This window comes from Rhizobium sullae (assembly GCF_900169785.1).
In the GTDB taxonomy this organism is placed as follows: domain Bacteria; phylum Pseudomonadota; class Alphaproteobacteria; order Rhizobiales; family Rhizobiaceae; genus Rhizobium; species Rhizobium sullae.
On sequence record NZ_FWER01000016.1, the window covers coordinates 19,768 to 43,051 of the forward strand.

Sequence of the window (23,284 nt, forward strand, 5' to 3'; positions counted from 1 at the left end):
CTTGCATTCCGTAAGGAAATTCCTTACCTTCCGCATGGAGGTGAGACCCTATGATTGCCAGCAAATTGACGAGCAAGGCACAGACGACGATACCGCAAGCTGTCCGCACGGCCCTTCATCTGACGGAAGGGGACTCGATCATCTATACTTTGGAGGCCAACGGCCGGGTGACGATATCGCGCGCTCCACATGAGACGCCATTGGAAGATCCATTCGGCACTTTCTCCGAATGGGACAGCGAGGCGGATCGCAGAGCCTATGCCGATCTTTAAGCAGGGCGACATCGTTCGCGTGCCTTTTCCCTCCACTGATCGCGACACCCGCCAGCGCAGGCCGGCGCTCGTCGTATCGGCTGGTCAGATCGGTGAAAACGCTGCGCTGCTCTGGGTCGTGATGATCACTTCAGCGGAGAACCGGCCCTTGGAATGGCGATGTCGCGATTCCCGATTACGTCGCTTCTGGTTTGCCCGCTCCCTCGGTCGTCCGTCCGGTGAAAATCGCCACGGTGGAAAGCCGCCATGTCGAAACGATCGGCAAATTGTCGGACTCGACGGTGGGGGTAGTCCTGACCCACGTGCGGGCTCTGATCGAGGGCTGACCAGATACAGCTACAGCGGCCGGTTGATGTTCTTGTAGGTCTCTTCGAACTGCTTCATCCGCTCGTCATAGGCGGCCTTGATGCAGGCAGCATCAGCCTTGCATTCTTGGCGCTTTTTCAGCCAGGCCGTCTGCTCGTCCTGCAGCGTGCCGCGTGAGCCCATCGCGAGGAGGCCCGAAAGAAGATTGAACGTCGTCGTCATTCGCACGTCGGCGTCGTTGAGCGCGCGGTTGTCGCAGATCACTTTCTCATCCGGCTTCAGTTCCTTCGCATCGCAGTCGAAGCTCGCGGCCCAGGTCGCCCCAGAGCCCAAGCCAGTTGCGGAAATGGCAAGGATGGCGAGGGTGAGGGAACATCTCATGCAACTCTTCCTGTTCTCGGGGATGCGGGGCGCCTCAAAGGAAGGCCAACACCAGAAAGATGAAGCAGCAGGCCCAGACGGCAAGGACGAAAAGAAGCCCCGCTCTGCTACGGCCCGGACGGCTGGCGCGCAATGCGGCCTCCTTCCTGAGGTCGGCCATGATCTGCGGCGGGACGAGCTTGACGGCGAGCAGAATGCCGAGCGGCAGGATGACGAGGTCGTCGAGATAGCCGAGGACCGGGATGAAATCCGGGATCAGGTCGACAGGTGAAAGCGCATAGGCGGCCACTGCTGCAGCCGCCGCCTTGGCAAGCCATGGAACGCGTGGGTCACGAGCGGCAAGCCATAATGCGGCGATGTCACGCTTCAGTGACTTCGCCCATGTTTTCGCTTTTGATATCAGTTCCATGCCGCAAGTTCCTCATGTGCTTTCAAACCCGTCTTATTCCTCCATGCTTCCGCCCTCTTTCCTTTCTAGCGTCCAGCGCTACAACACTTTCTCAATACGAAGTTCAAAAGGGATCCCAATGCAAGGCCTGTTGAAACGCGCTTCCATCTCGCTCTTTGCGCTGGTCGTCGCTGTGCCGCTTGGCGCATATGCGCAGGATGCGAAGACCGTACCGCAGAGCCGGACGGAAATGCAGCTTTCCTTCGCGCCGCTCGTCAAGGAGACGTCAGGCGCTGTGGTAAATGTCTACGCAGAGAAGATCATCCAGCGCCGATCTCCCTTCGCAGGCGACCCCTTCTTCGAGCAGTTCTTCGGCCAGCAGATGCCGAATCGTACCGAGAAGCAATCCTCGCTCGGCTCCGGCGTCATCGTCGAGGCCGACGGCACGGTGGTGACCAACAACCACGTCATCGAAGGCGCGGACGACATCAAGGTGGCTCTGTCGGACGGCCGCGAGTTTCCCTGCAAGGTCGTGCTCCGCGATGACCGATTCGATCTCGCAGTGCTGAAGATCGAAACAAAGGCGAACTTCCCGGCGCTTGCGATCGGCAATTCGGATGCAGTGGAAGTCGGTGATCTGGTGCTTGCGATCGGCAATCCCTTTGGCGTCGGCCAGACGGTGACGAGCGGCATCGTTTCGGCGCTGGCGCGCAACCAGGTGGTCAAGAACGAGTTCGGCTTCTTCATCCAGACCGACGCCTCGATCAATCCGGGCAACTCGGGCGGCGCGCTGATGAACATGAAGGGCGAACTGATCGGCATCAACACGGCGATCTTCTCGCGTGGCGGCGGCTCGAACGGCATTGGCTTTGCAATCCCTGCCAACCTGGTGAAGGTGTTCCTGGCATCGGCTGATGCCGGCTTGAAGTCGTTCGAGCGCCCCTATGTCGGCGCCACTTTCGATGCGGTGACCTCCGAGGTGGCCGAGGCGCTCGGCCTCGACAAGGCGCGTGGCGCGCTGATCGTGAAGGTGACGGATGACGGTCCCGCGGCCAAGGCCGGGCTGAGGACCGGTGAGATCGTGACAGCCGTAAACGGCGTTCCGGTCGAGCATCCCGATGCGCTCCTCTATCGACTGACGACGGCAGGCCTCGGCAATTCCGTCAACCTGACTGTGGTCGAAAACGGCGGCGAGCAGCAGGTGGCGCTGAAGCTCGACCGCGCTCCGGAAACCTCGCCACGTGACCAGCGCACGATCGGCGGGCGCACACCATTCACCGGCACCGTCGTCGAGAACCTCTCGCCGCGCGTGGCCGACGAACTGCGCATGCCGACCGAATCGACCGGCGTCGTCGTCGCCGACGTGAAGGACGGCTCGCCCGCGGCGCGTCTCGGCTTCGAGCCCAAAGACATCATCGTTTCGATCAACGGCGCGCCGGTGAAGACAACGGAGGAATTGGTGCAGATGGCCGACACGGATCCCGGCTTCTGGCGCGTCGAGATCGAGCGCGACGGCGAGCGGATACGGCAGTTCTTCCGATGAGCGACGATCTCTTCGCACCGCGCATTCCTGAGGATGTCGCCAACAGGCGGCCCCTGGCCGATCGGCTTCGGCCGCAGACGCTTGCCGACGTCACCGGCCAGGAACATCTGACGGGCGAAGACGGCGTTCTGCGCCGGATGATCGCGAGCGGCTCGCTCGGTTCCATGATCTTCTGGGGTCCGCCCGGCACCGGCAAGACGACCGTTGCCAGGCTGCTTTCCGGTGAAGCGGGTCTCGCCTTCGAACAGATCTCGGCGATCTTCTCCGGCGTCGCTGACCTCAAGAAGGTTTTCGAGGCGGCGCGCCTGCGCCGCATGGACGGTCGCCAGACCTTGCTTTTCGTCGACGAGATTCATCGTTTCAACCGCGCCCAGCAGGACAGCTTCCTGCCGGTCATGGAAGACGGCACCGTCATCCTTGTCGGCGCCACCACCGAAAATCCGTCCTTCGAACTCAACGCCGCGCTTTTGTCTCGCGCCCGCGTGCTGACCTTCAGGTCGCTCGATGAAGAAAGCCTGGAAGTGCTGCTGAAGCGCGCCGAGACGGCCGAAGGCAAGGCGCTGCGGCTGACGGAAGATGCACGCGCCAGCCTCCTGCGCATGGCGGACGGCGACGGTCGTGCCGTGCTGACGCTTGCCGAGGAGGTTTGGCGTGCTGCCCGCGATGGCGAGAGCTTCGATACCGAGGCTCTCACCCGCATCGTGCAGCGCCGCGCCCCGGTCTACGACAAGGCGCAGGACGGCCACTACAACCTGATCTCCGCGCTGCATAAGTCGGTGCGCGGTTCCGATCCGGATGCGGCGCTCTATTACCTCGCCCGGATGTTCGATGCCGGCGAAGACCCGCTCTATCTCGGGCGGCGGCTGGTGCGCATGGCGGTGGAGGATATCGGCCTTGCGGACCCGCAGGCGCTGGCGATCTGCAATGCGGCCAAGGACGCCTACGATTACCTTGGGTCTCCGGAAGGTGAATTGGCACTGGCGCAGGCCTGCGTCTATCTGGCGACCGCTCCGAAATCCAATGCCGTCTACACGGCCTTCAAGGCGGCCACGCAGGCGGCAAAAGAGAACGGCTCGCTGCTTCCCCCGAAGCATATCCTGAACGCGCCGACCAAGTTAATGAAGGGCGAGGGTTACGGCGAGGGCTATCGCTACGACCACGACGAGCCCGACGCCTTTTCGGGCCAAGATTATTTCCCGGAGAAGATGGGCCGCCAGACCTTCTACGATCCGCCGGAGCGCGGCTTCGAGCGGGATATCCGCAAGCGGCTGGAATATTGGGCGAAGCTCAGAAAAGAGCGCAATCCGCGCTAGTCGCCGTTCGGTGACGTGCTATGAGGCACGCTTCTGGCCCGCCGGCGCCGTGATCAGCTTCACCGAAGATTCGGCAAGCCCATGATGGCCTTCCATATCCACGACCAGATGCCAGTGGCCACTCTCCGGAACGGCGAGCCTGACGGGGGATTTCTTGGCGACGCCGCCGACATATTTGAAGTCGAGAACTTCGGTAAAGCGCTGATAGTTCGGCGCTGTCATCAACCGCACATTGTTCACCGCGTTCAGCGTCACCTCGATAACGGTTCCGGCGCGCTGCTCGTGAAGATCGTAATGGGTAAAGCGGAAGGTCGGTTTCGGCATCGGTCTTTGCGGATAGAATCTCTATAGCCGCTAATTTTAGGGGATGCCGGTTAAGGAAGAGTTTGGCTGCATGAGGTCGCAGCGCATCGGGCGCTCCCGCTCTGGGACAGCGAGAGCAGCGCGGTCAGGGCATCTTACCTTACGGTAGCTGCCAGAGATTGCCGACGATGACGTAGAGTTCGACGCAGGCAAGCACGACGCCGAAGATCATCAGGATCTGCGCCGTACGGCGTTCGCGCGTCTGGCTCGTTCCGGTCTTGTGACGCGGCGGAGGAAACGAAAAGGGCGGAAACATCAGACGCATGGCATTCACATGGATGTCAAAGATTACTGCCGGTGCGGATAGGAAATCCATTCGCGCTAAAGGCTGAAGATATAGGAATCTCATAAAGATAGCCGATGTCTGAGAGCGTGTTTGAGAAGTGCATTCCCAGCATGACTCTGGTGTGATTCATCGGGTATCGGATTGATCGGGGGCCGACACGATGGGACGCTGGGCATAGAATGGCCGGGCAGCCGTGGAATGCAGGCTAGATGCGTATTATAAGAAAGGTCGTTTCGACCGAATTCAGGTGAGGCCATGAACCAGGAAATCCGGCTTTTTGGCGCTATTGCGGTCCGACCCGCCGTCCTTGCTCTCATATCCCAGTTCGAAGCGGCTACAGGATTCACAGTTGCGGTCAAGTGGGAGCTCAATCCGACGGTAAAGAAGCAGATTGAAGCTGGGGAACCTTTTGACCTCGTCATCATCAATCCGGACCTGATTGAGGATCTGACCGCCTTGGGAAAAATCAAGGCGGCGAGCCAGGTAGCGTTCGGCCGGATAGCAATGGCGGTGGCGGCCAAGGCAGGCGGTCGGCCGCTCTACATCGGGTCCGTGGAAGCATTCGAACATGCGTTGAAGAGCGCCAGATCAATCGCCTACGCCAGTGAAGGAACCAGCGGCGGCTACTTCTCCAGTTTGCTAGAACGCTTGGGAATAGCAGACGAGGTGAAGCCCAAGCTGGTGGCCGTACCAGGAGGGCAGACAGCGCCGGCCGTAGGCCGTGGGGAAGCCGAGCTGGGGGTTGTTCCCGTGACTTCGATTCTCGCCGCCGCTCCCGAGGTCATGCTTGTCGGTCAGTTTCCGGCAGAACTCCAAAGTTACATTGACTTCGCCATTGGCATCAGCGCCGATTCAAGGGACGCAGAAGCTGCCAAGCAGCTGTCGGAATTTCTGATGTCAACAGCCGCTGATGACATCTTGGCGGCAAAGGGCCTCGAGCGCCGCTAAAAGCGTACTTTACAAACAGCGAATGGCTCACGGCCATCGTCTGATGAGTTTGCGGCGGCGGCGATGGTGATATTTCCGGAGACGGAAAGGCTATTGCCGGTTTTCGCGATCGAGCTGTGAGACCAGTGCAAATACCGCCTCGGATACCGGTGTCTGCACGGCAACAAGCCGCCCCAGCGAAACGACCATTCCCGTGAGCGGCACGATTTCCAGCGGCTTTCCGGCCAGCAGATCCTGCAGCATCGATGTGCGCACCGGGCCGAAATTCCGGGACTGCTCGAGGCGCTCCTCGACGGTGACATCGAAACGGGCGCCGAGCGCGGTGCCGACGGCACGCACTTCGTTCATCACCTTGCCGGCGATATCGCAAAGCGCCGGGTTGGCCATGATGTCGCTCATCAACGCGCGCGTCAGGGCGCTGATCGGGTTGAAGGCGGCATTGCCAGTAAGCTTGTTCCAGATTTCGTCGCGGATGCAGTCCGTCGCTGTAATGTTGAGGTCAGCACGGGTGAAGAGCGCAGCGATGGTTTCGAGGTCGGCGGATGTTTCTCCTGATGGTTCACCCAGGATGAAGCGGCCATTGTTCGAGAGCTTCACCTGGCCAGGATTGATCACTTCCGCACCCTGATAGGCAACGCAGCCGATGACGCGCTCCGGGCCGATCAGGCGCCAGAGACGGCCGCCAGGATCGAGTTCCTGCAACTGCAGTTCGGCATGCGGGCTTTGCCTGTCGCGGTGAAAATACCACCACGGAATGCCATTCAGGATCATGACGACGCGCGTGCCGTCCTTCAGCAGTTTCGTGATGCCTTCGGCGGCCGGGCCAAGCTGGTGGCCCTTGAGGCCCGTGACGATCAGATCCTGCGGCGGAAGCGCAGACGGGTCGTCCGTCGCGGTGAGGCGGCCGTTGATCGGCGTCTCGGAGCCGGCCTCGAAGAGGTCAAGGCCATTCTTTCTGATCGCATCGAGATGGGCGCCGCGCGCCACCACGGAAACCGTTGCCTCAGCGCCGAGCCCGGCAGCGAGCTTTACTGCCATGGCACCGCCCAGCGCGCCGGCGCCATAGATGCAGATGGTTCTGAAAGTCATGAAAGAACGCTCCGCGATCATTGCTGTCGCGCTAGACCTAGGTCGCGTTCGCCGGATGGCGAGTCGATTTTCAACACCCGCGTCAATGCGCCGTAGCGTCCGCTACAAGTTCATTGCGGCGGAGCTCGTCGATCGCGGCGACGGCATCTTCTGCCGGCCATCCGGCGCGGAGCGCGGCGGCGATCATCTTGACCTCGACCTCCTGCTCCAGCGCCAGAAAGAGCGGCTCCAGCGCTTCCTGGACGGTGAGGATATGCTCGCGCGGCGAGGCCACGGTCTGGCGTGCTGTCGATAAGGGCATCAGAGTTTTCCCCCCCAAGAATCATTGTAAATGCGCGAACGGCAAAAAAGTTCCACACGACATTTCAGAAAGCGCACATCTTGTGCTTTCGCCCTGCCTCTGCCTTGTTGCGTGCTTAGCCTGACACGCGATTCGGTTTGCCGCAACGAGGGCGGGGACGAGAGCTGGCACAAAGGAGAATATGATGACGGACGCCAAGAGCGGGATTTCGGGATTGCGGCCGCGGATAACGGTGATCGGCGTCGGCGGCGGCGGCGGCAATGCGATCAACAACATGATCTCCGAAAATCTGGAGGGCGTCGATTTCATCGCCGCCAACACGGATGCGCAGGTGCTTGCGACGTCCAAGGCGTCGCGCCGCATCCAGCTTGGCGCGCATGTGACCGAGGGACTGGGTGCCGGATCGCTGCCGGAAGTCGGTCGTGCGGCGGCCGAAGAATCGATCGACGAGATCATGGATCATCTGGCGGGCTCGCACATGTGCTTCGTCACCGCCGGCATGGGCGGCGGCACGGGCACGGGCGCAGCGCCGGTGATCGCGCATGCGGCGCGCTCCGCCGGCATCCTGACGGTCGGCGTCGTCACCAAGCCCTTCACCTTCGAAGGGAACCGGCGCCTGAGAACGGCGGATATCGGCATCGAAGCGCTCAGGCAGGCAGCCGACACGGTGATCGTCATTCCGAACCAGAACCTCTTCCGCATCGCCGATGCGAAGACCACCTTCGCCGACGCCTTCATGACCGCCGACCGTGTGCTCTTCGCCGGTGTCGGCTGCATCACCGACCTGATCGTCAAGGAAGGCCTGATCAATCTCGACTTCGCCGACGTCAAGTCGGTGATGCGCGGCATGGGTCGGGCGATGATGGGAACCGGTGAGTCATCCGGCGACGAGCGCGCGCTGAAGGCCGCCGAAGCGGCGATCGCCAATCCGCTGCTCGACGACATCTCGATGAAGGGCGCCAGGGGAGTGCTGATCTCGATCTCCGGCGGTTCGGACATGACGCTCTTCGAGGTGGACGAGGCCGCAAGCCGCATCCGTGACGAGGTGCAGGACGACGCCGACATCGTCGTCGGCGCGATCTTCGACCGTAATCTCGACGGCAAGTTCCGCGTCTCCGTCGTCGCAACGGGTCTCGACGCTGAGCTCTCCGCATCGGCACCGGACGCCGTCGCTCAGCAGGTCCATACGCGCACGCTTCAATAGGCGATTGGGCGCTTCGCCTGGCTTTGCAGCATGGCCATTTCGGTTGCGACCATCAATCGGAGGTCGATCTCCTAAAGTGCGGTCGGCAAAGGCCTTCAACTCGTTGCCGCAGGACGGTGGAGCACCAGATCGAGCAGCGCCCTCAGACGCGGCGCGATGATAGCCGAGCCAGGTATCCCGGCCCGGCGGCGAGTCGTTAAGCTCCAGTCTTTTCAGGCCGGGGAAACCGTCGCCGAGGGGACGGGCAGCGACGCCACGCCTGCACCGCGGGCACAGAGTACGGCCTGGACGTGGCGACTGTTGCTTCGCATCACGATATTGGCGTTGGGAAATTGGTGCTTGAGCCAATCAACGTCCGGCGTGGCGGAGAAGCTTGGTCCATCGCCACTATATTGAAGCCGCGGCCGTCGCCCATAACGGGTGGCCGGCTGTCCTTCGCGGCATAGGGCCCATATTCGATGTGCATCAGCTTTCGCGATATGATGTCTGGTTCGGTGAACGGGCGGATAAGGGCGACGAGCTCAGCCTCGCGGCGGAAAAGGTTGCGGGCGGTGAGCAGTTCGACAACGATCTTCGGATGGGCAAGCGAGAACTCCGCAAGGATTGGCGAGAGAACGTGCAGGCCGAACCATTCGGAGCAAGAAATACGCAGCATGCCTTCCAGTTCGAGGACGTTGCCAGCAAGCTGCCGCTCGAGCGCAACCGTTTCCTCCTCGACGCGCAGGCAGGAAGTCAGGCGATATTCCCCGGCCGCTCCACGAACCGGCTGCAGCCGGCAGGTGATGGAAAGCGCCGGGGCGATTGCAGGGCTGCGTCAGGCAAGTCCCATGACTGGGCGACCGACGGTGAGGGCCTTGCGCAGGTTGGGGTCGAGCCGTTCGGCGTAGACATGGTCCGGTGCCGCGCCCAGCGCATCCAGCATCTTCGAGAAGAAGCAGCGGGCTGCCGCTGCCGCGGTGATGTCGAAGATCTCGGCATCGGTGAGCCCGTGCTTTTTTAACCCGTCGACATCCTGCTGCGTCACCGAGGTCGCGTCGCGCACCACCTTGGCGGCAAATGCCATGACGGCGCGCTCGACGGCATCGATCGGCGCCTTTTCCGTCTCTTTCGCGACCGCTGCCAGTCCGTCATTGGTGAAGCCTTCACGCAACAGCACGGAGCCGTGCGCCAGCATGCAATACGAGGACTTGAGCTCCTTTGCCGCCGCCAGCGTCACGAGCTCGTAGCGCCTGGGGCTCATATGGCTGCGGATGCTCGAAAGCAGCGTGCCCCAGTGCTCCATAACCTCGGGCCGGTGCCCGAAGGTGCGGTACATGTTTGGCAGATAGCCGTAATTCGACTCGGCGGACGCGTACATGGACGCGGTCTTCTCGCTGGCGGATGCATCGGGGGTGTGGATGAAGGGCATGCGTGGTCCTCCTCTGTTTATGTAAGAAGGATAGACTGAAAAATGCGGACGGCAATCTGTTCGAGGAAGCTAAGATCGAATCCGCCCCCGGACACCCACGAACTCGCGTCGCGATCGGCTGAAGCGGTGATTGCGTTCGTTGGTGCTCATGGCTTGCTCCTGACCGGCCATTTCCAGTTCCGGACCTCCGGCATGTCCTCGCCGTATTCCCGGACATAGGCCTGGTGTTCGGCGAGTTTCGCATGCAGCCGGTCGAGAATCTCCGGCACCTTCTCCTTCAGCTCGGGGACGCGCTGGATGGCTTCAATGGCGAGGTGGAAGCGGTCGAGCTCGTTCAGCACCGTCATGTCGAACGGCGTCGTCGTCGTCCCTTCCTCGATGAAGCCGCGCACGTGGATGTTTTCGTGGTTGGTGCGTTTGTAAGTCAGCCGGTGGATGAGGTAGGGATAGCCGTGATAGGCGAAGATCACCGGCTTGTCCTTCGTGAAGATCCGGTCGAATTCATCGTGCTCCAGCCCGTGTGGATGCTGCTCCTTGGACTGCAGCGCGAGCAGGTCGACGACGTTGACGACGCGCATCTTCAGATCGGGGATCATCTCGCGAAGGAGGCTGACGGCCGCCAGTGTTTCCATCGTCGGCACGTCGCCGGCGCAGGCCATGATCACGTCGGGCGCGATCGTGTTGTCCTCGTTGCTCGCCCATTCCCAGATGCCGATGCCGGCCTTGCAGTGCTCGATCGCCTCATCCATCGTCAGATATTGCGGCTCCGTCTGCTTGCCGGCGACGATGACGTTGATGCGGTCGTAGGTCTTCAGGCAATGGTCGCCCACCCAGAGCAGCGTATTGGCATCCGGCGGCAGGTAGATGCGCACGGTATCGGCCTTCTTGTTGGCGACGAGATCGACGAAGCCCGGATCCTGGTGGGAAAAGCCGTTGTGATCCTGCCGCCAGACATGCGAAGTCAGCAGGTAGTTGAGCGAGGATATCGGCTTTCGCCATTCCAGCTCGCGGGTGACCTTCAGCCATTTGGCATGCTGGTTGAACATGGAATCGATGATGTGGATGAAGGCTTCGTAGCACGAGAAGAGGCCGTGCCGGCCGGTCAGCAGATAGCCTTCCAGCCAGCCCTGGCAAAGATGCTCGCTCAAGACCTCCATCACGCGGCCGTCGGGGGAGAGGTGCACGTCATAGGGCTCGATGCCTTCCATCCAGACGCGATCAGTCACTTCGAAGACGCTGCCGAGGCGGTTCGATTCCGTCTCGTCGGGGCCGAAGATGCGGAAATTCGCGTTCGCGGCGTTGAGCTTCAGCACATCGCGCAGATAGTGGCCGAGAATTTCGGTCGACTGCACGGCCTGGCTGCCGCGGTCTCCAATCCTGATCTCGTAATTGCGGATATCGGGAACGGAGAGTTCCTTGCGCAGCAGACCGCCATTGGCATGCGGGTTGGCTCCCATCCGGCGGCGGCCCTTGGGCGCCAGCGCGCGCAGATCATCCTTCAGGCGCCCGTCCGCATCGAAGAGGTCTTGCGGATCATAGCTGCGCATCCAGTCTTCGAGGATTTTCCTGTGGCCGTCGTCGCCGCGGCAGTTGGAGACCGGCACCTGATGGGCGCGCCAGAATCCCTCGACCTTCTTGCCGTCGACTTCCTTCGGCCCTGTCCAGCCTTTCGGGCTTCGCAGCACGATCATCGGCCAGCGCGGCATGCCGGAGCCACCTGAGCGCGTTTTCGCCTGTATGTCCGTGATCCGGTCGAACACCGCGTCGAAGACTGCCGCCATCTTCCTGTGCATGTCGGCCGGCTCGTGTCCCTCGACGAAGAAGGGCTCATAGCCATGCCCCTGGAAAAGATCGCGGAGATCATCTTTGCTGGCGCGGGCGAGAATCGTGGGGTTGGCGATCTTGTAGCCGTTGAGGTGGAGGATCGGCAGCACCGCGCCGTCGCGGGCGGGGTTCAGGAACTTGTTCGAATGCCAGCTGGCGGCAAGCGGGCCGGTTTCGGCCTCGCCGTCGCCGACGACGCAGGCGACGATCAGCTCCGGATTGTCGAAGGCGGCGCCATAGGCGTGGACGAGGGCATAGCCGAGCTCGCCGCCCTCATGGATCGAGCCGGGCGTTTCGGGTGCTGCATGGCTCGGAATGCCGCCAGGAAAGGAAAACTGGCGGAAGAGCTTGCGCATGCCTTCCGCATCCTCGGAAATATCCGGATAGATCTCGCTGTAGGTGCCTTCGAGATAGGTGTTGGCGACCATGCCCGGCCCGCCATGGCCAGGTCCGCACATGTAGATGACGTCGAGGTCGCGGGCGCGGATCATTCGGTTGAGGTGCGCATAGATGAAGTTCAGTCCCGGCGTCGTGCCCCAGTGGCCGAGCAGGCGCGGCTTGATATGCTCGGGCTCCAGCGGTTCGCGCAACAGCGGATTGTCCAAAAGGTAGATCTGGCCGACGGAGAGGTAGTTGGCGGCCCGCCAGTAGCGGTCGAGCAGCTTGAGGTCGGCGTCAGAAAGCGTGGAAGGAGCGGTGTTCGAGGCGTGCTGTTCCATGGATTTCCCCTGTTCGAAACGTGTTCAGGTTCAACTCTAGCGGCCTGCGCCGGGCCGTTTCTTGATCTGGATCACCCTGCACCGAGAATAGCGAGCGCCTCGTCGGCGATAACCTGCTCCTCGTCGGTGGGGATGACGAGCGCGGCGATCCTGCTGTCGCCCGCGCTGATGACCGCCGCGTTAGCCTCGTTCCGGCTATCGTTGAGATGAAGGCCCATCCAGCGGAGATGGGCGGCGACGCGGCGCCTGATCTCCGGTTGATTTTCGCCGACACCGGCGGTGAAGACGACCGCGTCCAGGCCGCCGAGCGTCACTGCCATACGGCCGATCTCGCCGGCGATGCGGAAGCAGTAGAGGTCGATGGCCTGGGCGGCTTCCGGCCGCTTGTCCTTCAGAAGAACCCGGGTGTCGCCGCTGATATCGGAGACGCCCAGCAGGCCGCAGGCATGATAGAGGAAGTCTTCCAGTTCCCCGGGATCACGCTTTCCCTTCCGCATGAGATAGAGGAGGGCGCCGGGATCGAGCCATCCCGGCCGCGTCGCCATCGGGATGCCGTCAAGCGCCGAGAACCCCATACTGCAATCACGGCTGATGCCGCCCTCAAGGGCGCAGAGGCTCGCTCCGCTGCCGAGATGGGCGGCCACGACCCTTCCGCCGGCCACCTCCGGCGCCTGCCGGTTCAGCGCGCTGGCGATGAACTTGTAGGACAAGCCATGAAAGCCGTAGCGCCGCACGCCTTCGTCATGCAGCGAGCGCGGGATCGCCAGGCGTCGGACGAGGTCGTCCTGCGTCGTGTGGAAGGCCGTATCAAAGGACGCCGTCTGCAGTATCTGGGGTCGCAGCTCCTTTAGCGCGCGGATCACCCGCAGCGCCTGCGGCTGGTGCAGCGGGGCAAGCGGAACCATCGCATCGATCTCACCAATCGTCCGTGCGTCGAGCGCTGCGGCCTCATGGAACCGAAGGCCGCCATGGACGACGCGGTGTGACGCGAGCCTTAGGGAGCCGGGCGGCAGATGAGCCAGCAAGTGATGCAGCGTTCCTTCGATGACCTCGGTGAACCGCTCGCCATTGCCGCCCGGAAGCGGGCGCTCGAAGCGGTCGTCTCCCAGCGAATAGCGCAGGACAAGCTTGCCGTCGTCGAAGTCGATCTTTCCCTTGCCGATCGGCCGGGCGGCGCCTGTGCCGGCATCGAAGATGCCGATCTTCAGCGTCGACGATCCGGCATTGAAGGTCAGGCAAACTGTATCGGCATCCATGCTCGGCCTCTCCGTGGAGGTCCGGCGGCAGGAATCACCGCCGGCTTCGATTGTCATCTAGGGCCTTTCACAGTCACGTAAACCACGGTGCGGCGTCGCGACAAGGCGTGATCCAGTGCCGTTGTGACAGCCTCAGGCGCAGACATTCAGTTTTGAACGTCGCTTGGCAGTTCGGGCGGGGACGGGCAGGGCGCAGAATCCAGCGCACACTGGGCGGATTGCATCACAGGCTACACGGCCATATCCGGACTTCTGGACGTGCATACCGAGCAGCGTTTGGAGATATGCTGAAGGATACTGATTTCGCGTTCATGGGTGCTGGCGAAGCGCTATGGTCGCTTCAGCATCGTGACGGGATGCTGATTTCACGCTGGAGCCGCCGAACCTACGGCAACGCCCGATCAGCCGCTGTGGGGGAACGATATCGTAGTTTGGAGGGTTTAAAGCAGCTAGAGCGCACCAATGGCGCGCTCTAGCGAAAAACTGGCTCCCCGGGCCGGATTCGAACCGGCGACCTGTCGATTAACAGTCGAATGCTCTACCGCTGAGCTACCAGGGATCACCGCTTGCGGCGGCGTGAGTGGGCTAATACAAATGCTTGCTCGATTTGCCAAGCGGTTTTTTCAAAAAAATGACATCCGCTTGTATTCGCGGCGTTTGTCCCCATCTCCTGTGCATGACTGACGGGAAAGACAATAGCAGAAACCGGCGCGAAAAGCACTTCGGCATCGATCATACGACGGGAAAGCTCGTTCTCGGTTCCCTTCACATACCGTTGCCGCGCTCGCGCATTGCCCGCGTATTCATTGGCGTACTGCTGATCGTGTGCGGCATCCTGGGTTTTCTGCCGGTTCTCGGCTTCTGGATGCTGCCACTCGGTTTCATCGTTCTTTCGCACGACCTACCGATCGCTCGCAGATGCCGCCGCCGATTCTCCATCTGGTGGCACCGGCGGCGGAAGCCTGCCGGTTGATCGTGCGAAGTGGCGGGCGAAGGCACGGATGCGAGGTTGCCGGAGTGCGATTTTCGGCTGCACTTACTGCAAGCATTCGCAATGCGCGTTTTTCCGGATTGGCCTCTTGCGCGCTTCGTGGATTCGTTCTAAACGCCCGCCATCACTCGCCTTGCATATAGCAAATCGGATGGCCTCGTGGCGGAGTGGTGACGCAGAGGACTGCAAATCCTTGTACCCCGGTTCAATTCCGGGCGAGGCCTCCAAATTTCTCAATGCTTTAGCATTTCGGCGTTAGACACAATTTCGGAAGGTGTCTAAGCCGGTTGGCAAGCTTTTGCCGCGAGTGACGGTAGGGCTCACTGGTGGACGCATTGGCCGCGTCTAATTTCATTTCGATTTTTAGGTTTGGAATACCTCGCGATCATACCGGCCGGGCACCGCTTGTCGTCGTACAGAACGTTCTCGCCCGGAGCTAATGACGAAACGGTCGGCTTTTGCGTTACGACCTTCGTCGCAGCCTCTGCTGGCACGAAGTCAGCCAGGAACAGAACTGCCCATGCGAAAAAAATGATTATCATGCGTTTCATTGTCCCCTCCATATATTCATGAATGTTAATATATAGCGAAAGTGGACATGCAAGGAACCTTCGCAATCGGATTAGCCCGTCACCGTAACAGTCCGGACGTTTTCTACGCGGATGCATCCAGCGCGCGCCAAGTAATTATTTGACAAACAACCATATATTTGAAAATGAGGGGGGCCATCCAGGAGCAAACCTCCAAGGCAAAAGCCGGCCTCTGCGGCTTGGCTGCTTTGCCGAAATCAGTCCGCTGTGATCCGACATGCCGGCCATTGAACAGGAAATTCGACAAGACGCGCGCATTCCGTCCGGCTACAGCGTTCAGGAACTTCTGGCGTCGCCGCTGTTTGCAACGTCGCTGACGGAAGCGGCAAGCCGTCTTATCGGCATCTATCATGAGGCGCCGCGCTCGGTGCGCTATACCTCCGACCTGCGCCGCTGGCTTGTCGCTCAGGCGGCACTGGCCTTTTATTTCGAAAACAGAACGGGTGTGAGCCGTGAGGATTTGACGGTAACGCGCCTTACCGAGTTCGGGCCGCTGCACGAATTCGCCAGCAGGAATACGATCGCTTCCTACATGGCGCAAATGCGCCAGTACAAGCTCTTCACCGAACGGGAAAGCCGCGACAAGCGATTGCGGCCGCTGGTGCTTTCCGAGGCAGCGGAGCATCTTATCCGCAACTGGTTCGACAGCCACATGGCATCGCTTGACCTGTTGGATGGAGGCGAGCGGCTTGCTGTTTCTCAGGCCGACCCGCGGCTGCTCTATTACGCTCATCCGCCCGCTGCCCGGGCGCTCATCGCCGATCCGCGCTGGGACGATCCGCCGGAAAGCCTAAAGACCTTCACGTTTACCAATCTCGGCAGCAATGTGATTCATGATCTGGTTGCTCGCTTTCCATCCGGCAGCACGCTGTCGGAACGATGCTACGTCGGTGAACTGAAGCCGGGGACGCTTGCAAGCCGTTACCATGTCTCGCGTACGCACATCGTGCGCGTGCTGAACCGTGCGAAAGCCCTGGGCGACATCGGCTGGGACGGATCGCAATATGGCGACAATTTTTGGATTTCCGCTCGCCTGATCGAAGGTTACCGGCGGTGGCAGGCCGTCAAGTTCGAAGCGCTGTCGAGGTCGATACACGGCGCTTGCGTGCGGCTATACGCATAGGGCGGCGTTCAGGTGCCGCTGCACTTCGCAACTCTCTGCGCACTGAACGCTATCGTGTCGTTTCGCTGTCCAACAGCCCGCAGCAGAATATGGCGATGAGCGCTGCGATGATGAAGAAGTCGAACAGCGTAAGATACTCGAAAAAGGCAGACATGGCCTGCACCTCCTCCATTTCCTCCGGTTGCAAGAATACCACAAACCACCTCTTTGTTCCAAACAAGAGTTGCAGCCGTGGCCGCGCCGGAGGGCAGCCGGTTCAAGCGGGAGGATTCTTGCCGCCGTTGCTTACTGTGCCTTGAAAGCGCACGCCGCGGAGATTAAGAGGACGGGTGACAATGCCGCGTTCAAGGGGCGAGAGGATATGATGGATTTCGAAGCAGCACGCGCAAAGATGGTCGACAACCAGATCCGTACGACGGACGTCACGTCGCATTCGGTGCTGACGGCCTTCCTGACGGTGCCGCGCGAGGTGTTCGTGCCGGAGAAGTCCAAGGCTCTCGCCTATGTCGACAACGATGTCGAAATCTCGTCGGCAGCGGACGGCAAGCCGGCGCGCTTCCTCATGGAGGCTTCGCCGCTGGCAAAGCTGCTGCAACTCGCTGCCATCACCAAGGATGATGCGGTTCTCGAAGTCGGCTGCGGCACGGGTTATACCTCGGCCCTGCTGTCGATGATTGCCGGTTCGGTCGTCGCCCTTGAATGCGACGAGACGCTCGCAGCCGAAGCGAAGAATAATCTTGCCGGTTACACGAACGTCTCCGTCGTCATCGGCGCCCTGGAGCAGGGCAACAGTGCCGGCGCACCCTACGACCTGATCTTCATCAACGGCTCCGTGGAGGAGGTTCCGGCAGCGCTTCTCGGCCAGCTCGCCGAAGGCGGCCGCCTCGTTACCGTCCAGGGCTACGGCCACGCGGCCCGCGCCAAGGTGTTCTTCAGCGAGAACGGCGCTGTTTCGGAAAATGTGTTCTTCAACGCTTCGGTCAAGCCACTGCCGGGCTTTGCCAAGGTTCGAGAGTTCGTCTTCTGAGCGTATTTTTTGGCTTTTATGCAACGGGCGCCTAAGGCGCCCGTTTTGTTTTCCGCGTGTCGCAAAAGCTTGGCGGCGCCGGCGTAGACTGCCGCAACAAAGCTGTGCACGGGCGCATTCATTTGATTCGCGCTGATTTTTTTCATGTCTGGGGTATTCTAAGGTCGGGGTGATTCGGATGCCCACTCCACGCAATCCGATCGTTGTTGCAGGGATAACGGGGATAGATATGGCTCAGCCAAGCGTAGTGCGTGAACCGTCCATGGAAGAGATTCTGGCGTCGATCCGCCAGATCATCGAAAGCAATGAGCCGGGTGCGGGCAGGGCGATTTCGCCGTCCCTGCCGCCCGTCTACGGTGCCGACGACGAGGAGAGCGACTCCAACATCCATCTGACGGTTGACGAGACTTACGCTGACGTCGAGTTCCCCGAGCCTATGATGCCGTCCGATCCGCGTTTCGTTGCGGCGAATTCGGCAGGCAGCCGCGAAGCGGAAGCGCCGGCGCGCGCGATGTCGCTTGCCGATGTCGCAGCCCGTGTTCGCGCCGCCTCGGAGCGTACCACACCGCAGCCGCAGCGCGAAGCGCCGCCGGTCTTCCGTCAGCCGGAGCCGGTCGGACGCCTGGAGCAGGAAACCCACCGTCCGGTGGAAGCTCACTCGACTCCTGCCGTTGCTCCGCCGCTGGCAGTAATGCCGGCACCGGCCGTTGCGCAGGCAGAACGAGTTGAAATGCCGCAGCCGACCGTCGCAGAACCGGCGCCGCAGCCGCAGGCGGTTGTCCCGCCGGCAATCGCATCTGCAGAAAGCCGTCTGCCGGGCGTTGGCGGAGAGGCCCAGGGCCTGATTTCGCAGAGTGCGGGCCAGCAGATCGCGCGCTCGTTTGAGGAGCTGGCGCTGGCGATCGATGGCGCCGAGCGCCGGTCGCTGGACGAGATTGCCGAGGACATGCTGCGTCCGATGCTACGCGAGTGGCTGGACGACAACCTGCCGACGCTCGTCGAGCGGCTGGTGCGCGAAGAGATCGAACGCGTGGCGCGCGGTCCGCGCCGCTGACTGGAACCGCTTTTTATCGAACAAGCCGCTCCGGTCTCCGGGGCGGCTTTTTTATTGACTTGCCGTCAGCCATCCTATTTACAACCCCCATCCTAAAACCCCGAAGTTTGGTCATAAAATGCTCGACAAGACCTATGATTCCACCGCAGTCGAACCGAAAATCGCCGCGAAATGGGATGAAGCCGATGCGTTCCGCGCGGGCGCCAACAAGAAGCCTGGCGCCGAGACCTTCACGATCGTCATCCCGCCGCCGAATGTGACCGGTTCGCTGCATATGGGGCATGCGCTGAACAACACGCTGCAGGACATCATGATCCGCTTCGAGCGCATGCGCGGCAAGGATGTGCTGTGGCAGCCGGGCATGGACCATGCGGGCATTGCCACACAGATGGTCGTCGAGCGCCAGTTGATGGAGCGGCAGCTCCCTGGCCGCCGCGAGATGGGCCGTGACGCCTTTGTGGAAAAGGTCTGGGAGTGGAAGGCGGAATCGGGCGGCCTGATCTTCAACCAGCTGAAGCGCCTCGGCGCCTCCTGCGACTGGTCGCGCGAGCGGTTCACGATGGACGACGGGCTCTCGGAGGCGGTTCTCGAGGTTTTCGTCACGCTCTACAAAGAGGGGCTGATCTACAAGGACAAGCGCCTCGTCAACTGGGACCCGAGGCTTCTGACGGCGATCTCCGACATGGAAGTCGAGCAGGTGGAGGTCAAAGGCAATCTCTGGCATTTGCGCTATCCGCTTGAAGAGGGCGTCACCTATCAGCATCCCGTTGCATTCGACGAGGAGGGTAAGCCCACCGAATTCGAAACGCGTGACTACCTGGTTGTTGCAACGACGCGGCCCGAGACCATGCTCGGCGATACTGGCGTCGCGGTGAATCCCGAAGACGAGCGCTACAAGCCGATCATCGGAAAGCACGTCATTCTGCCGATCGTCGGCCGCAAGATTCCGATCGTTGCCGACAACTACGCTGATCCGACGGCCGGCACCGGCGCCGTCAAGGTCACCCCTGCACACGACTTCAACGACTTCGACGTTGCGAAGCGGACGGGCCTGCGCGCCATCAACGTGCTCAATACCGATGCTTCGGTTACGATCAAGGACAACGAGGATTTTCTGGAAGGCCTCGACCATCCAGCCGCCTTGCATGGTGCCTGGGACCGGCTGGAAGGCCAGGATCGCTTCACGGCGCGGAAGATCATTGTCGAGATCTTCGAGGAAGCGGGCCTGCTCGACAAGATCGAGCCGCACCTACATACGGTCCCGCACGGCGACCGCGGCGGCGTGCCGATCGAGCCGCGTTTGACCGAACAATGGTGGGTGGATAACAAAACGCTTGCGAAGCCTGCCATCGCATCGGTCCGTGAAGGCCGCACCAAGTTTGTTCCGAAGAACTGGGAGAACACCTACTTCCAGTGGATGGAGAACATCCAGCCGTGGTGCATTTCGCGCCAGCTCTGGTGGGGCCATCAGATCCCGGCCTGGTACGGTCCGGATGGCCAGGTCTTCGTCGAAAAGACCGAGGAAGAGGCGCTGCAGGCGGCAATACAGCACTACCTCTCGCACGAGGGCCCGATGAAGGCCTATGTCGAGGACCTCCTGGAAAACTTCAAGCCGGGCGAAATCCTGACGCGCGACGAGGACGTACTGGACACCTGGTTCTCCTCGGCGCTTTGGCCTTTCTCCACTCTCGGCTGGCCGGAGAAAACGCCGGAACTGGCGCGATACTACCCGACGAATGTCCTCGTCACAGGCTTCGACATCATACCGTTCTGGGTCGTTCGTATGATGCAGATGGGCCTGCATTTCATGAAGGACGAGGACGGCAATGCGATCGAGCCCTTCCATACCGTCTATATCCACGCGCTCGTCCGCGACAAGAACGGTCAGAAGATGTCGAAGTCGAAGGGCAACGTCATCGATCCGCTCGAACTGATGGACGAATACGGTGCCGACGCATTGCGCTTCACGCTGGCGATCATGGCCGCCCAGGGCCGCGACGTTAAGCTCGATCCGGCCCGCATCGCCGGCTATCGCAACTTCGGTACCAAGCTTTGGAACGCCACGCGCTTTGCCGAAATGAACGGTGCCAAAAGCGATCCGAACTTCGTTCCGGAGGCGACGGGGCTGACGATCAACCGCTGGATTCTGACGGAGCTTGCCCGGACGGAACGTGACGTTACGGAAGCGATCGAATCCTACCGCTTCAACGACGCGGCCGCGGCACTTTACCGCTTCGTCTGGAACCAGGTCTGCGATTGGTATCTGGAACTGCTGAAGCCGGTCTTCAGCGGTGAAGACGAGGGCGCGACGAAGGAGGCTCAGGCCTGCAGCGCCTATGTTCTCGAAGAGATCTACAAGCTGCTGCATCCCTTCATGCCGTTCATGACCGAGGAGCTTTGGGCGCATACGGCGGGCGAAGGCGTCGAGCGCGACACGCTGATCTGCCATGCCGAATGGCCGGCGCCGTTCTATGCCGACAATGCTGCGGCCGACGAGATCAACTGGCTGATCGACCTCGTCTCCGGCATCCGCTCGGTTCGCGCCGAAATGAACGTACCGCCGGCGGCGACGGCGCCACTGGTGGTCGTCAAGGCCAACAATCTGACTCGCGAGCGGCTTGCCCGCCATGAGGCGGCGATCAAGCGCCTTGCGCGGGTCGACGCGGTTTCGCTTGCCGACAGCGCGCCGAGGGGTGCGGCGCAGATCGTTATCGCCGAAGCGACCGCCTGCCTGCCGCTCGGCAGCCTGATCGATCTTTCCGTTGAGAAGGCCCGCCTGGAAAAGGCGATCGCCAAGACGGAAGGAGAGATCGCGCGCATCAACGGCAAGCTTTCCAACGATAAGTTCGTTGCAAATGCCAATCCGGACGTGGTGGAAGCGGAGCGCGAGCGGCTGGCCGAATTCCAGAGCCAGATCGCAAGCCTCAAGGTGGCGCTGTCGCGCGTCGTCGAGGCCTAAGCTAACTACTGAGGATATGATACTTGAGGCGTCCGGCCTAGCCGGGCGTTTTTTTCATGGTGGTTGGAATGATTCGATCGTCCCGGCTGAATATTCGCTATTTCGCAGACGCAGTTTTGCGAGTTTATGAAATGAATTGCCCTCTCAGGCGAAAAACGCGACTGTTGTCAGATTGATACAGTTTGTCCGTGGTGTGGAATGGCAATCCAAAAATACCCATAAATGATTAGGGTATTAGGATAAAATTTTATGAACAAAAAAGATTGACGTGTCCGTCAATTTCTTACGTCAATTTAACACCTCCCCTCCATTATGGCGGCAAGAAGGCACGAGTTGCCATTTGTGGTGATCGCTTGCACTGTGCCGCCATCAGATTGCTTGAGTGGGGGAGACACAATTGGCATCTCGTATGTTTTTCAGAGGCGTAGTATCGCTCGCCATTCTTTCGTCCATCGCTTCGCCATCGTTTGCAGGCGGCTTGGAGCGCGGCGGGTATAATATTGATCTTCTGTTTGATCCCTCGCGCTTTGCAGTCGAATCCACAGCCACTTACGTGATGCCGCAGCGCAAACNTAATATTGATCTTCTGTTTGATCCCTCGCGCTTTGCAGTCGAATCCACAGCCACTTACGTGATGCCGCAGCGCAAACTGAAGAATGTGGACGATATCAATCCCTTGAACGGTGATCTGAACGCTATCCCGGGATATTCCACTTCGGCGGACGACAGTGAAGACTATTGGTCTCCCCGTATCGGTGCCAAGGCTGCGATCGGCGATGCGGACTGCATGTTCGATTATTCGCAGCCCTATGGTGCTCACACGAATCCGGGTGTTAGCTGGGCGGGTGCGAACGACAACATCGAAACGAAGGTCAACAGCGATAATTATGCGCTAACCTGCTCTTATAAGTTTGACGTAGGACCGGGGCAATTCCGCGTTATCGGGGGCACCAATTATCTCGAGATGGATGGCTTCAAGGAGCGTCTCGTCGTCGCCCCCGAAGTCATCACCGCTTTGACCGGCGGTCTTGCCAGTGGCAGCGGTGTCGGACGTCTGGATCTGGAGGGTGACGGCTGGGGATGGCGCGGCGGCGTGGCCTACGAGATCCCTGAATATGCGTTCCGTGCGAGCTTGATGTACTACAGTGAAGTCAAGTTGGACAGTGTAAGCGGTACGGTGGATCTTAGGAACATTCCTGCAGTTCTAGGCGGTGTAATTCCTGGTGCAGGAACCGTGATTCCTGTTTCGGGCTCCACGGCGATGCCTGACGCTCTGGAATTGAAGGTCCAGTCGGGTATTGCGCCTGATTGGCTTGCATTCGGCTCGGTCAAATGGACGGACTGGAGCCAGTTGCAGCGTATCCCTTTCTATAGTAGCAGCGGTGCGGAAGTCACCTCACTCGATCTCGGATACAGGGACGGTTGGACAATCACCGGCGGTATTGGCCACAAGTTCAATGAGCAGTGGAACGGCGCCGTCGGTGTTACTTGGGATCGCGGCACATCTCAGGAATACGGTACGCAGACGGACAGCTGGCTGCTCAGCGCCGGTGCCTCCTATACGCCTAACGAGAACGTCGAGTTCCGCTTTGGTGGCGTGCTCGGCATCCTCACGGGCGGGGATTCCTCTCCGATGACGATTGATGGCGTTGCTGTGGGCGACGAGGCGACCTACGAGTTCGACAATGATTTGGTGACGGCGCTCTCGACATCGCTCAAAGTCAAATTCTGATCTTGCATCAACGAAGTAGAAGAGCCCGGCAAAAACGCCGGGCTTTTCTTTGCCCCGGCCGTATTAACCTTGCTCCAAGTCATCCCATTTTGTGACGATTCAGCAACACATTTTTACGACAGTTCGCATATGTTGGCGGCGGGGCGAATTTGTCCATTTCCCGCCACAAACAGGGCGCAGCGATATTTGCGGGCGAGGGAATGGCAG

Annotated in this window: 23 protein-coding genes and 2 tRNA genes; 13 read left to right on the top strand and 12 right to left on the bottom strand. The window is 60.7% G+C overall.

Annotation, left to right across the window (positions count from 1 at the left end):
• Positions 1-50 precede the first annotated feature (50 nt).
• The gene (locus tag BN1800_RS16095; protein WP_086999361.1) at positions 51-272 is read left to right on the top strand and encodes a type II toxin-antitoxin system PrlF family antitoxin; all 222 of its coding nucleotides are present in this window, start codon (positions 51-53) and stop codon (positions 270-272) included.
• Entirely contained in the window at positions 259-636 is a 378-nt protein-coding gene (locus BN1800_RS16100; protein ID WP_244564525.1) for a type II toxin-antitoxin system PemK/MazF family toxin, read from the top strand. The genes BN1800_RS16095 and BN1800_RS16100 overlap by 14 nt, the downstream gene beginning before the upstream one ends.
• On the opposite strand, the gene BN1800_RS16105 is transcribed toward BN1800_RS16100, so the two are convergent.
• Both BN1800_RS16105 and BN1800_RS16110 read right to left on the bottom strand, forming a co-directional pair.
• On the bottom strand, positions 609-959 hold the full coding sequence (locus BN1800_RS16105) for a lysozyme inhibitor LprI family protein (protein WP_051336510.1): 351 nt from the start codon (positions 957-959) through the stop codon (positions 609-611). The genes BN1800_RS16100 and BN1800_RS16105 overlap by 28 nt on opposite strands.
• A 34-nt stretch (positions 960-993) precedes the next feature.
• Complete coding sequence (locus BN1800_RS16110) at positions 994-1,368, bottom strand: YkvA family protein (RefSeq protein ID WP_086999365.1); 375 nt, start codon at positions 1,366-1,368, stop codon at positions 994-996.
• Positions 1,369-1,486: 118 nt separating this feature from the next.
• On the opposite strand from BN1800_RS16110, the gene BN1800_RS16115 reads away from it, so the two are divergent.
• Positions 1,487-2,890 (top strand): DegQ family serine endoprotease, encoded by a 1,404-nt coding sequence (locus BN1800_RS16115; RefSeq protein ID WP_086999368.1) that lies wholly within the window; start codon positions 1,487-1,489, stop codon positions 2,888-2,890.
• Entirely contained in the window at positions 2,887-4,203 is a 1,317-nt protein-coding gene (locus BN1800_RS16120; RefSeq protein ID WP_086999370.1) for a replication-associated recombination protein A, read from the top strand. Before BN1800_RS16115 ends, BN1800_RS16120 begins: the two co-directional genes overlap by 4 nt.
• An 18-nt stretch (positions 4,204-4,221) precedes the next feature.
• On the opposite strand, the gene BN1800_RS16125 is transcribed toward BN1800_RS16120, so the two are convergent.
• Entirely contained in the window at positions 4,222-4,527 is a 306-nt protein-coding gene (locus tag BN1800_RS16125) for a DUF1883 domain-containing protein (protein ID WP_086999373.1), read from the bottom strand.
• Between the two features lie 139 nt (positions 4,528-4,666).
• Positions 4,667-4,831 (bottom strand): hypothetical protein, encoded by a 165-nt coding sequence (locus tag BN1800_RS41410; RefSeq protein WP_179213803.1) that lies wholly within the window; start codon positions 4,829-4,831, stop codon positions 4,667-4,669.
• 276 nt (positions 4,832-5,107) lie between these two features.
• Between BN1800_RS41410 and modA the strand changes: the two genes are divergently transcribed.
• Positions 5,108-5,800 (top strand): molybdate ABC transporter substrate-binding protein, encoded by a 693-nt coding sequence (modA, locus tag BN1800_RS16135; RefSeq protein ID WP_086999377.1) that lies wholly within the window; start codon positions 5,108-5,110, stop codon positions 5,798-5,800.
• Positions 5,801-5,890: 90 nt separating this feature from the next.
• On the opposite strand, the gene BN1800_RS16140 is transcribed toward modA, so the two are convergent.
• Positions 5,891-6,889, bottom strand: a complete 999-nt coding sequence (locus tag BN1800_RS16140) for a ketopantoate reductase family protein (protein WP_086999511.1) — start codon at positions 6,887-6,889, stop codon at positions 5,891-5,893.
• Between the two features lie 82 nt (positions 6,890-6,971).
• Entirely contained in the window at positions 6,972-7,190 is a 219-nt protein-coding gene (locus BN1800_RS16145) for a hypothetical protein (RefSeq protein ID WP_027509287.1), read from the bottom strand.
• Between the two features lie 184 nt (positions 7,191-7,374).
• Between BN1800_RS16145 and ftsZ the strand changes: the two genes are divergently transcribed.
• On the top strand, positions 7,375-8,394 hold the full coding sequence (ftsZ, locus tag BN1800_RS16150; protein ID WP_027509288.1) for a cell division protein FtsZ: 1,020 nt from the start codon (positions 7,375-7,377) through the stop codon (positions 8,392-8,394).
• A 310-nt stretch (positions 8,395-8,704) separates the two neighbouring features.
• Here ftsZ and BN1800_RS42415 read toward each other — a convergent pair whose 3' ends face one another.
• The 5 genes from BN1800_RS42415 to BN1800_RS16180 all read right to left on the bottom strand — a co-directional run bounded on the left by BN1800_RS42415 (position 8,705) and on the right by BN1800_RS16180 (position 14,160).
• Positions 8,705-9,049 (bottom strand): LysR substrate-binding domain-containing protein, encoded by a 345-nt coding sequence (locus tag BN1800_RS42415; RefSeq protein ID WP_027509289.1) that lies wholly within the window; start codon positions 9,047-9,049, stop codon positions 8,705-8,707.
• 159 nt (positions 9,050-9,208) lie between these two features.
• Complete coding sequence (locus BN1800_RS16160; RefSeq protein ID WP_086999380.1) at positions 9,209-9,802, bottom strand: carboxymuconolactone decarboxylase family protein; 594 nt, start codon at positions 9,800-9,802, stop codon at positions 9,209-9,211.
• Positions 9,803-9,948: 146 nt separating this feature from the next.
• Positions 9,949-12,345, bottom strand: coding sequence for a phosphoketolase family protein (locus tag BN1800_RS16165; protein ID WP_086999383.1), 2,397 nt, complete (start codon positions 12,343-12,345; stop codon positions 9,949-9,951).
• 71 nt (positions 12,346-12,416) lie between these two features.
• Positions 12,417-13,601 (bottom strand): acetate/propionate family kinase, encoded by a 1,185-nt coding sequence (locus tag BN1800_RS16170; RefSeq protein WP_086999513.1) that lies wholly within the window; start codon positions 13,599-13,601, stop codon positions 12,417-12,419.
• Between the two features lie 484 nt (positions 13,602-14,085).
• Positions 14,086-14,160 (bottom strand) — tRNA-Asn (locus BN1800_RS16180).
• Positions 14,161-14,277: 117 nt separating this feature from the next.
• Here BN1800_RS16180 and BN1800_RS42420 point away from each other — a divergent pair.
• Positions 14,278-14,574: a membrane protein gene (locus BN1800_RS42420; protein ID WP_027509293.1), complete on the top strand. Its 297-nt coding sequence runs from the start codon at positions 14,278-14,280 to the stop codon at positions 14,572-14,574.
• Positions 14,575-14,745: 171 nt separating this feature from the next.
• Positions 14,746-14,819, top strand: a tRNA-Cys gene (locus tag BN1800_RS16190).
• 93 nt (positions 14,820-14,912) lie between these two features.
• Here the strand turns inward: BN1800_RS16190 and BN1800_RS43630 are convergent.
• The gene (locus BN1800_RS43630) at positions 14,913-15,260 is read right to left on the bottom strand and encodes a DUF6719 family protein (protein WP_342210305.1); all 348 of its coding nucleotides are present in this window, start codon (positions 15,258-15,260) and stop codon (positions 14,913-14,915) included.
• Positions 15,261-15,399: 139 nt separating this feature from the next.
• On the opposite strand from BN1800_RS43630, the gene BN1800_RS16200 reads away from it, so the two are divergent.
• The 5 genes from BN1800_RS16200 (at position 15,400) to BN1800_RS16220 (ending at position 23,077) form a co-directional block, all read left to right on the top strand.
• Positions 15,400-16,305, top strand: a complete 906-nt coding sequence (locus BN1800_RS16200; RefSeq protein WP_086999388.1) for a hypothetical protein — start codon at positions 15,400-15,402, stop codon at positions 16,303-16,305.
• Positions 16,306-16,666: 361 nt separating this feature from the next.
• On the top strand, positions 16,667-17,332 hold the full coding sequence (locus BN1800_RS16205) for a protein-L-isoaspartate O-methyltransferase family protein (RefSeq protein WP_179213805.1): 666 nt from the start codon (positions 16,667-16,669) through the stop codon (positions 17,330-17,332).
• Between the two features lie 229 nt (positions 17,333-17,561).
• Positions 17,562-18,386, top strand: coding sequence for a DUF2497 domain-containing protein (locus tag BN1800_RS16210; protein WP_086999390.1), 825 nt, complete (start codon positions 17,562-17,564; stop codon positions 18,384-18,386).
• 118 nt (positions 18,387-18,504) lie between these two features.
• Positions 18,505-21,345 (top strand): valine--tRNA ligase, encoded by a 2,841-nt coding sequence (locus BN1800_RS16215; RefSeq protein ID WP_086999392.1) that lies wholly within the window; start codon positions 18,505-18,507, stop codon positions 21,343-21,345.
• A gap of 397 nt (positions 21,346-21,742) precedes the next feature.
• Positions 21,743-23,077, top strand: a complete 1,335-nt coding sequence (locus BN1800_RS16220) for an outer membrane protein transport protein (protein ID WP_244564526.1) — start codon at positions 21,743-21,745, stop codon at positions 23,075-23,077.
• Positions 23,078-23,284: the final 207 nt, after the last annotated feature.

Bases quoted from the DNA above. Each gene is read 5' to 3' on its own strand.
- BN1800_RS16095 (WP_086999361.1), top strand. From the start codon at position 51: ATGATTGCCAGCAAATTGACGAGCAAGGCACAGACGACGATACCGCAA.
- BN1800_RS16100 (WP_244564525.1), top strand. From the start codon at position 259: ATGCCGATCTTTAAGCAGGGCGACATCGTTCGCGTGCCTTTTCCCTCC.
- BN1800_RS16105 (WP_051336510.1), bottom strand. From the start codon at position 959: ATGAGATGTTCCCTCACCCTCGCCATCCTTGCCATTTCCGCAACTGGC.
- BN1800_RS16110 (WP_086999365.1), bottom strand. From the start codon at position 1,368: ATGGAACTGATATCAAAAGCGAAAACATGGGCGAAGTCACTGAAGCGT.
- BN1800_RS16115 (WP_086999368.1), top strand. From the start codon at position 1,487: ATGCAAGGCCTGTTGAAACGCGCTTCCATCTCGCTCTTTGCGCTGGTC.
- BN1800_RS16120 (WP_086999370.1), top strand. From the start codon at position 2,887: ATGAGCGACGATCTCTTCGCACCGCGCATTCCTGAGGATGTCGCCAAC.
- BN1800_RS16125 (WP_086999373.1), bottom strand. From the start codon at position 4,527: ATGCCGAAACCGACCTTCCGCTTTACCCATTACGATCTTCACGAGCAG.
- BN1800_RS41410 (WP_179213803.1), bottom strand. From the start codon at position 4,831: ATGCGTCTGATGTTTCCGCCCTTTTCGTTTCCTCCGCCGCGTCACAAG.
- modA (WP_086999377.1), top strand. From the start codon at position 5,108: ATGAACCAGGAAATCCGGCTTTTTGGCGCTATTGCGGTCCGACCCGCC.
- BN1800_RS16140 (WP_086999511.1), bottom strand. From the start codon at position 6,889: ATGACTTTCAGAACCATCTGCATCTATGGCGCCGGCGCGCTGGGCGGT.
- BN1800_RS16145 (WP_027509287.1), bottom strand. From the start codon at position 7,190: ATGCCCTTATCGACAGCACGCCAGACCGTGGCCTCGCCGCGCGAGCAT.
- ftsZ (WP_027509288.1), top strand. From the start codon at position 7,375: ATGACGGACGCCAAGAGCGGGATTTCGGGATTGCGGCCGCGGATAACG.
- BN1800_RS42415 (WP_027509289.1), bottom strand. From the start codon at position 9,049: ATGCTGCGTATTTCTTGCTCCGAATGGTTCGGCCTGCACGTTCTCTCG.
- BN1800_RS16160 (WP_086999380.1), bottom strand. From the start codon at position 9,802: ATGCCCTTCATCCACACCCCCGATGCATCCGCCAGCGAGAAGACCGCG.
- BN1800_RS16165 (WP_086999383.1), bottom strand. From the start codon at position 12,345: ATGGAACAGCACGCCTCGAACACCGCTCCTTCCACGCTTTCTGACGCC.
- BN1800_RS16170 (WP_086999513.1), bottom strand. From the start codon at position 13,601: ATGGATGCCGATACAGTTTGCCTGACCTTCAATGCCGGATCGTCGACG.
- BN1800_RS42420 (WP_027509293.1), top strand. From the start codon at position 14,278: ATGACTGACGGGAAAGACAATAGCAGAAACCGGCGCGAAAAGCACTTC.
- BN1800_RS43630 (WP_342210305.1), bottom strand. From the start codon at position 15,260: ATGCATCCGCGTAGAAAACGTCCGGACTGTTACGGTGACGGGCTAATC.
- BN1800_RS16200 (WP_086999388.1), top strand. From the start codon at position 15,400: ATGCCGGCCATTGAACAGGAAATTCGACAAGACGCGCGCATTCCGTCC.
- BN1800_RS16205 (WP_179213805.1), top strand. From the start codon at position 16,667: ATGATGGATTTCGAAGCAGCACGCGCAAAGATGGTCGACAACCAGATC.
- BN1800_RS16210 (WP_086999390.1), top strand. From the start codon at position 17,562: ATGGCTCAGCCAAGCGTAGTGCGTGAACCGTCCATGGAAGAGATTCTG.
- BN1800_RS16215 (WP_086999392.1), top strand. From the start codon at position 18,505: ATGCTCGACAAGACCTATGATTCCACCGCAGTCGAACCGAAAATCGCC.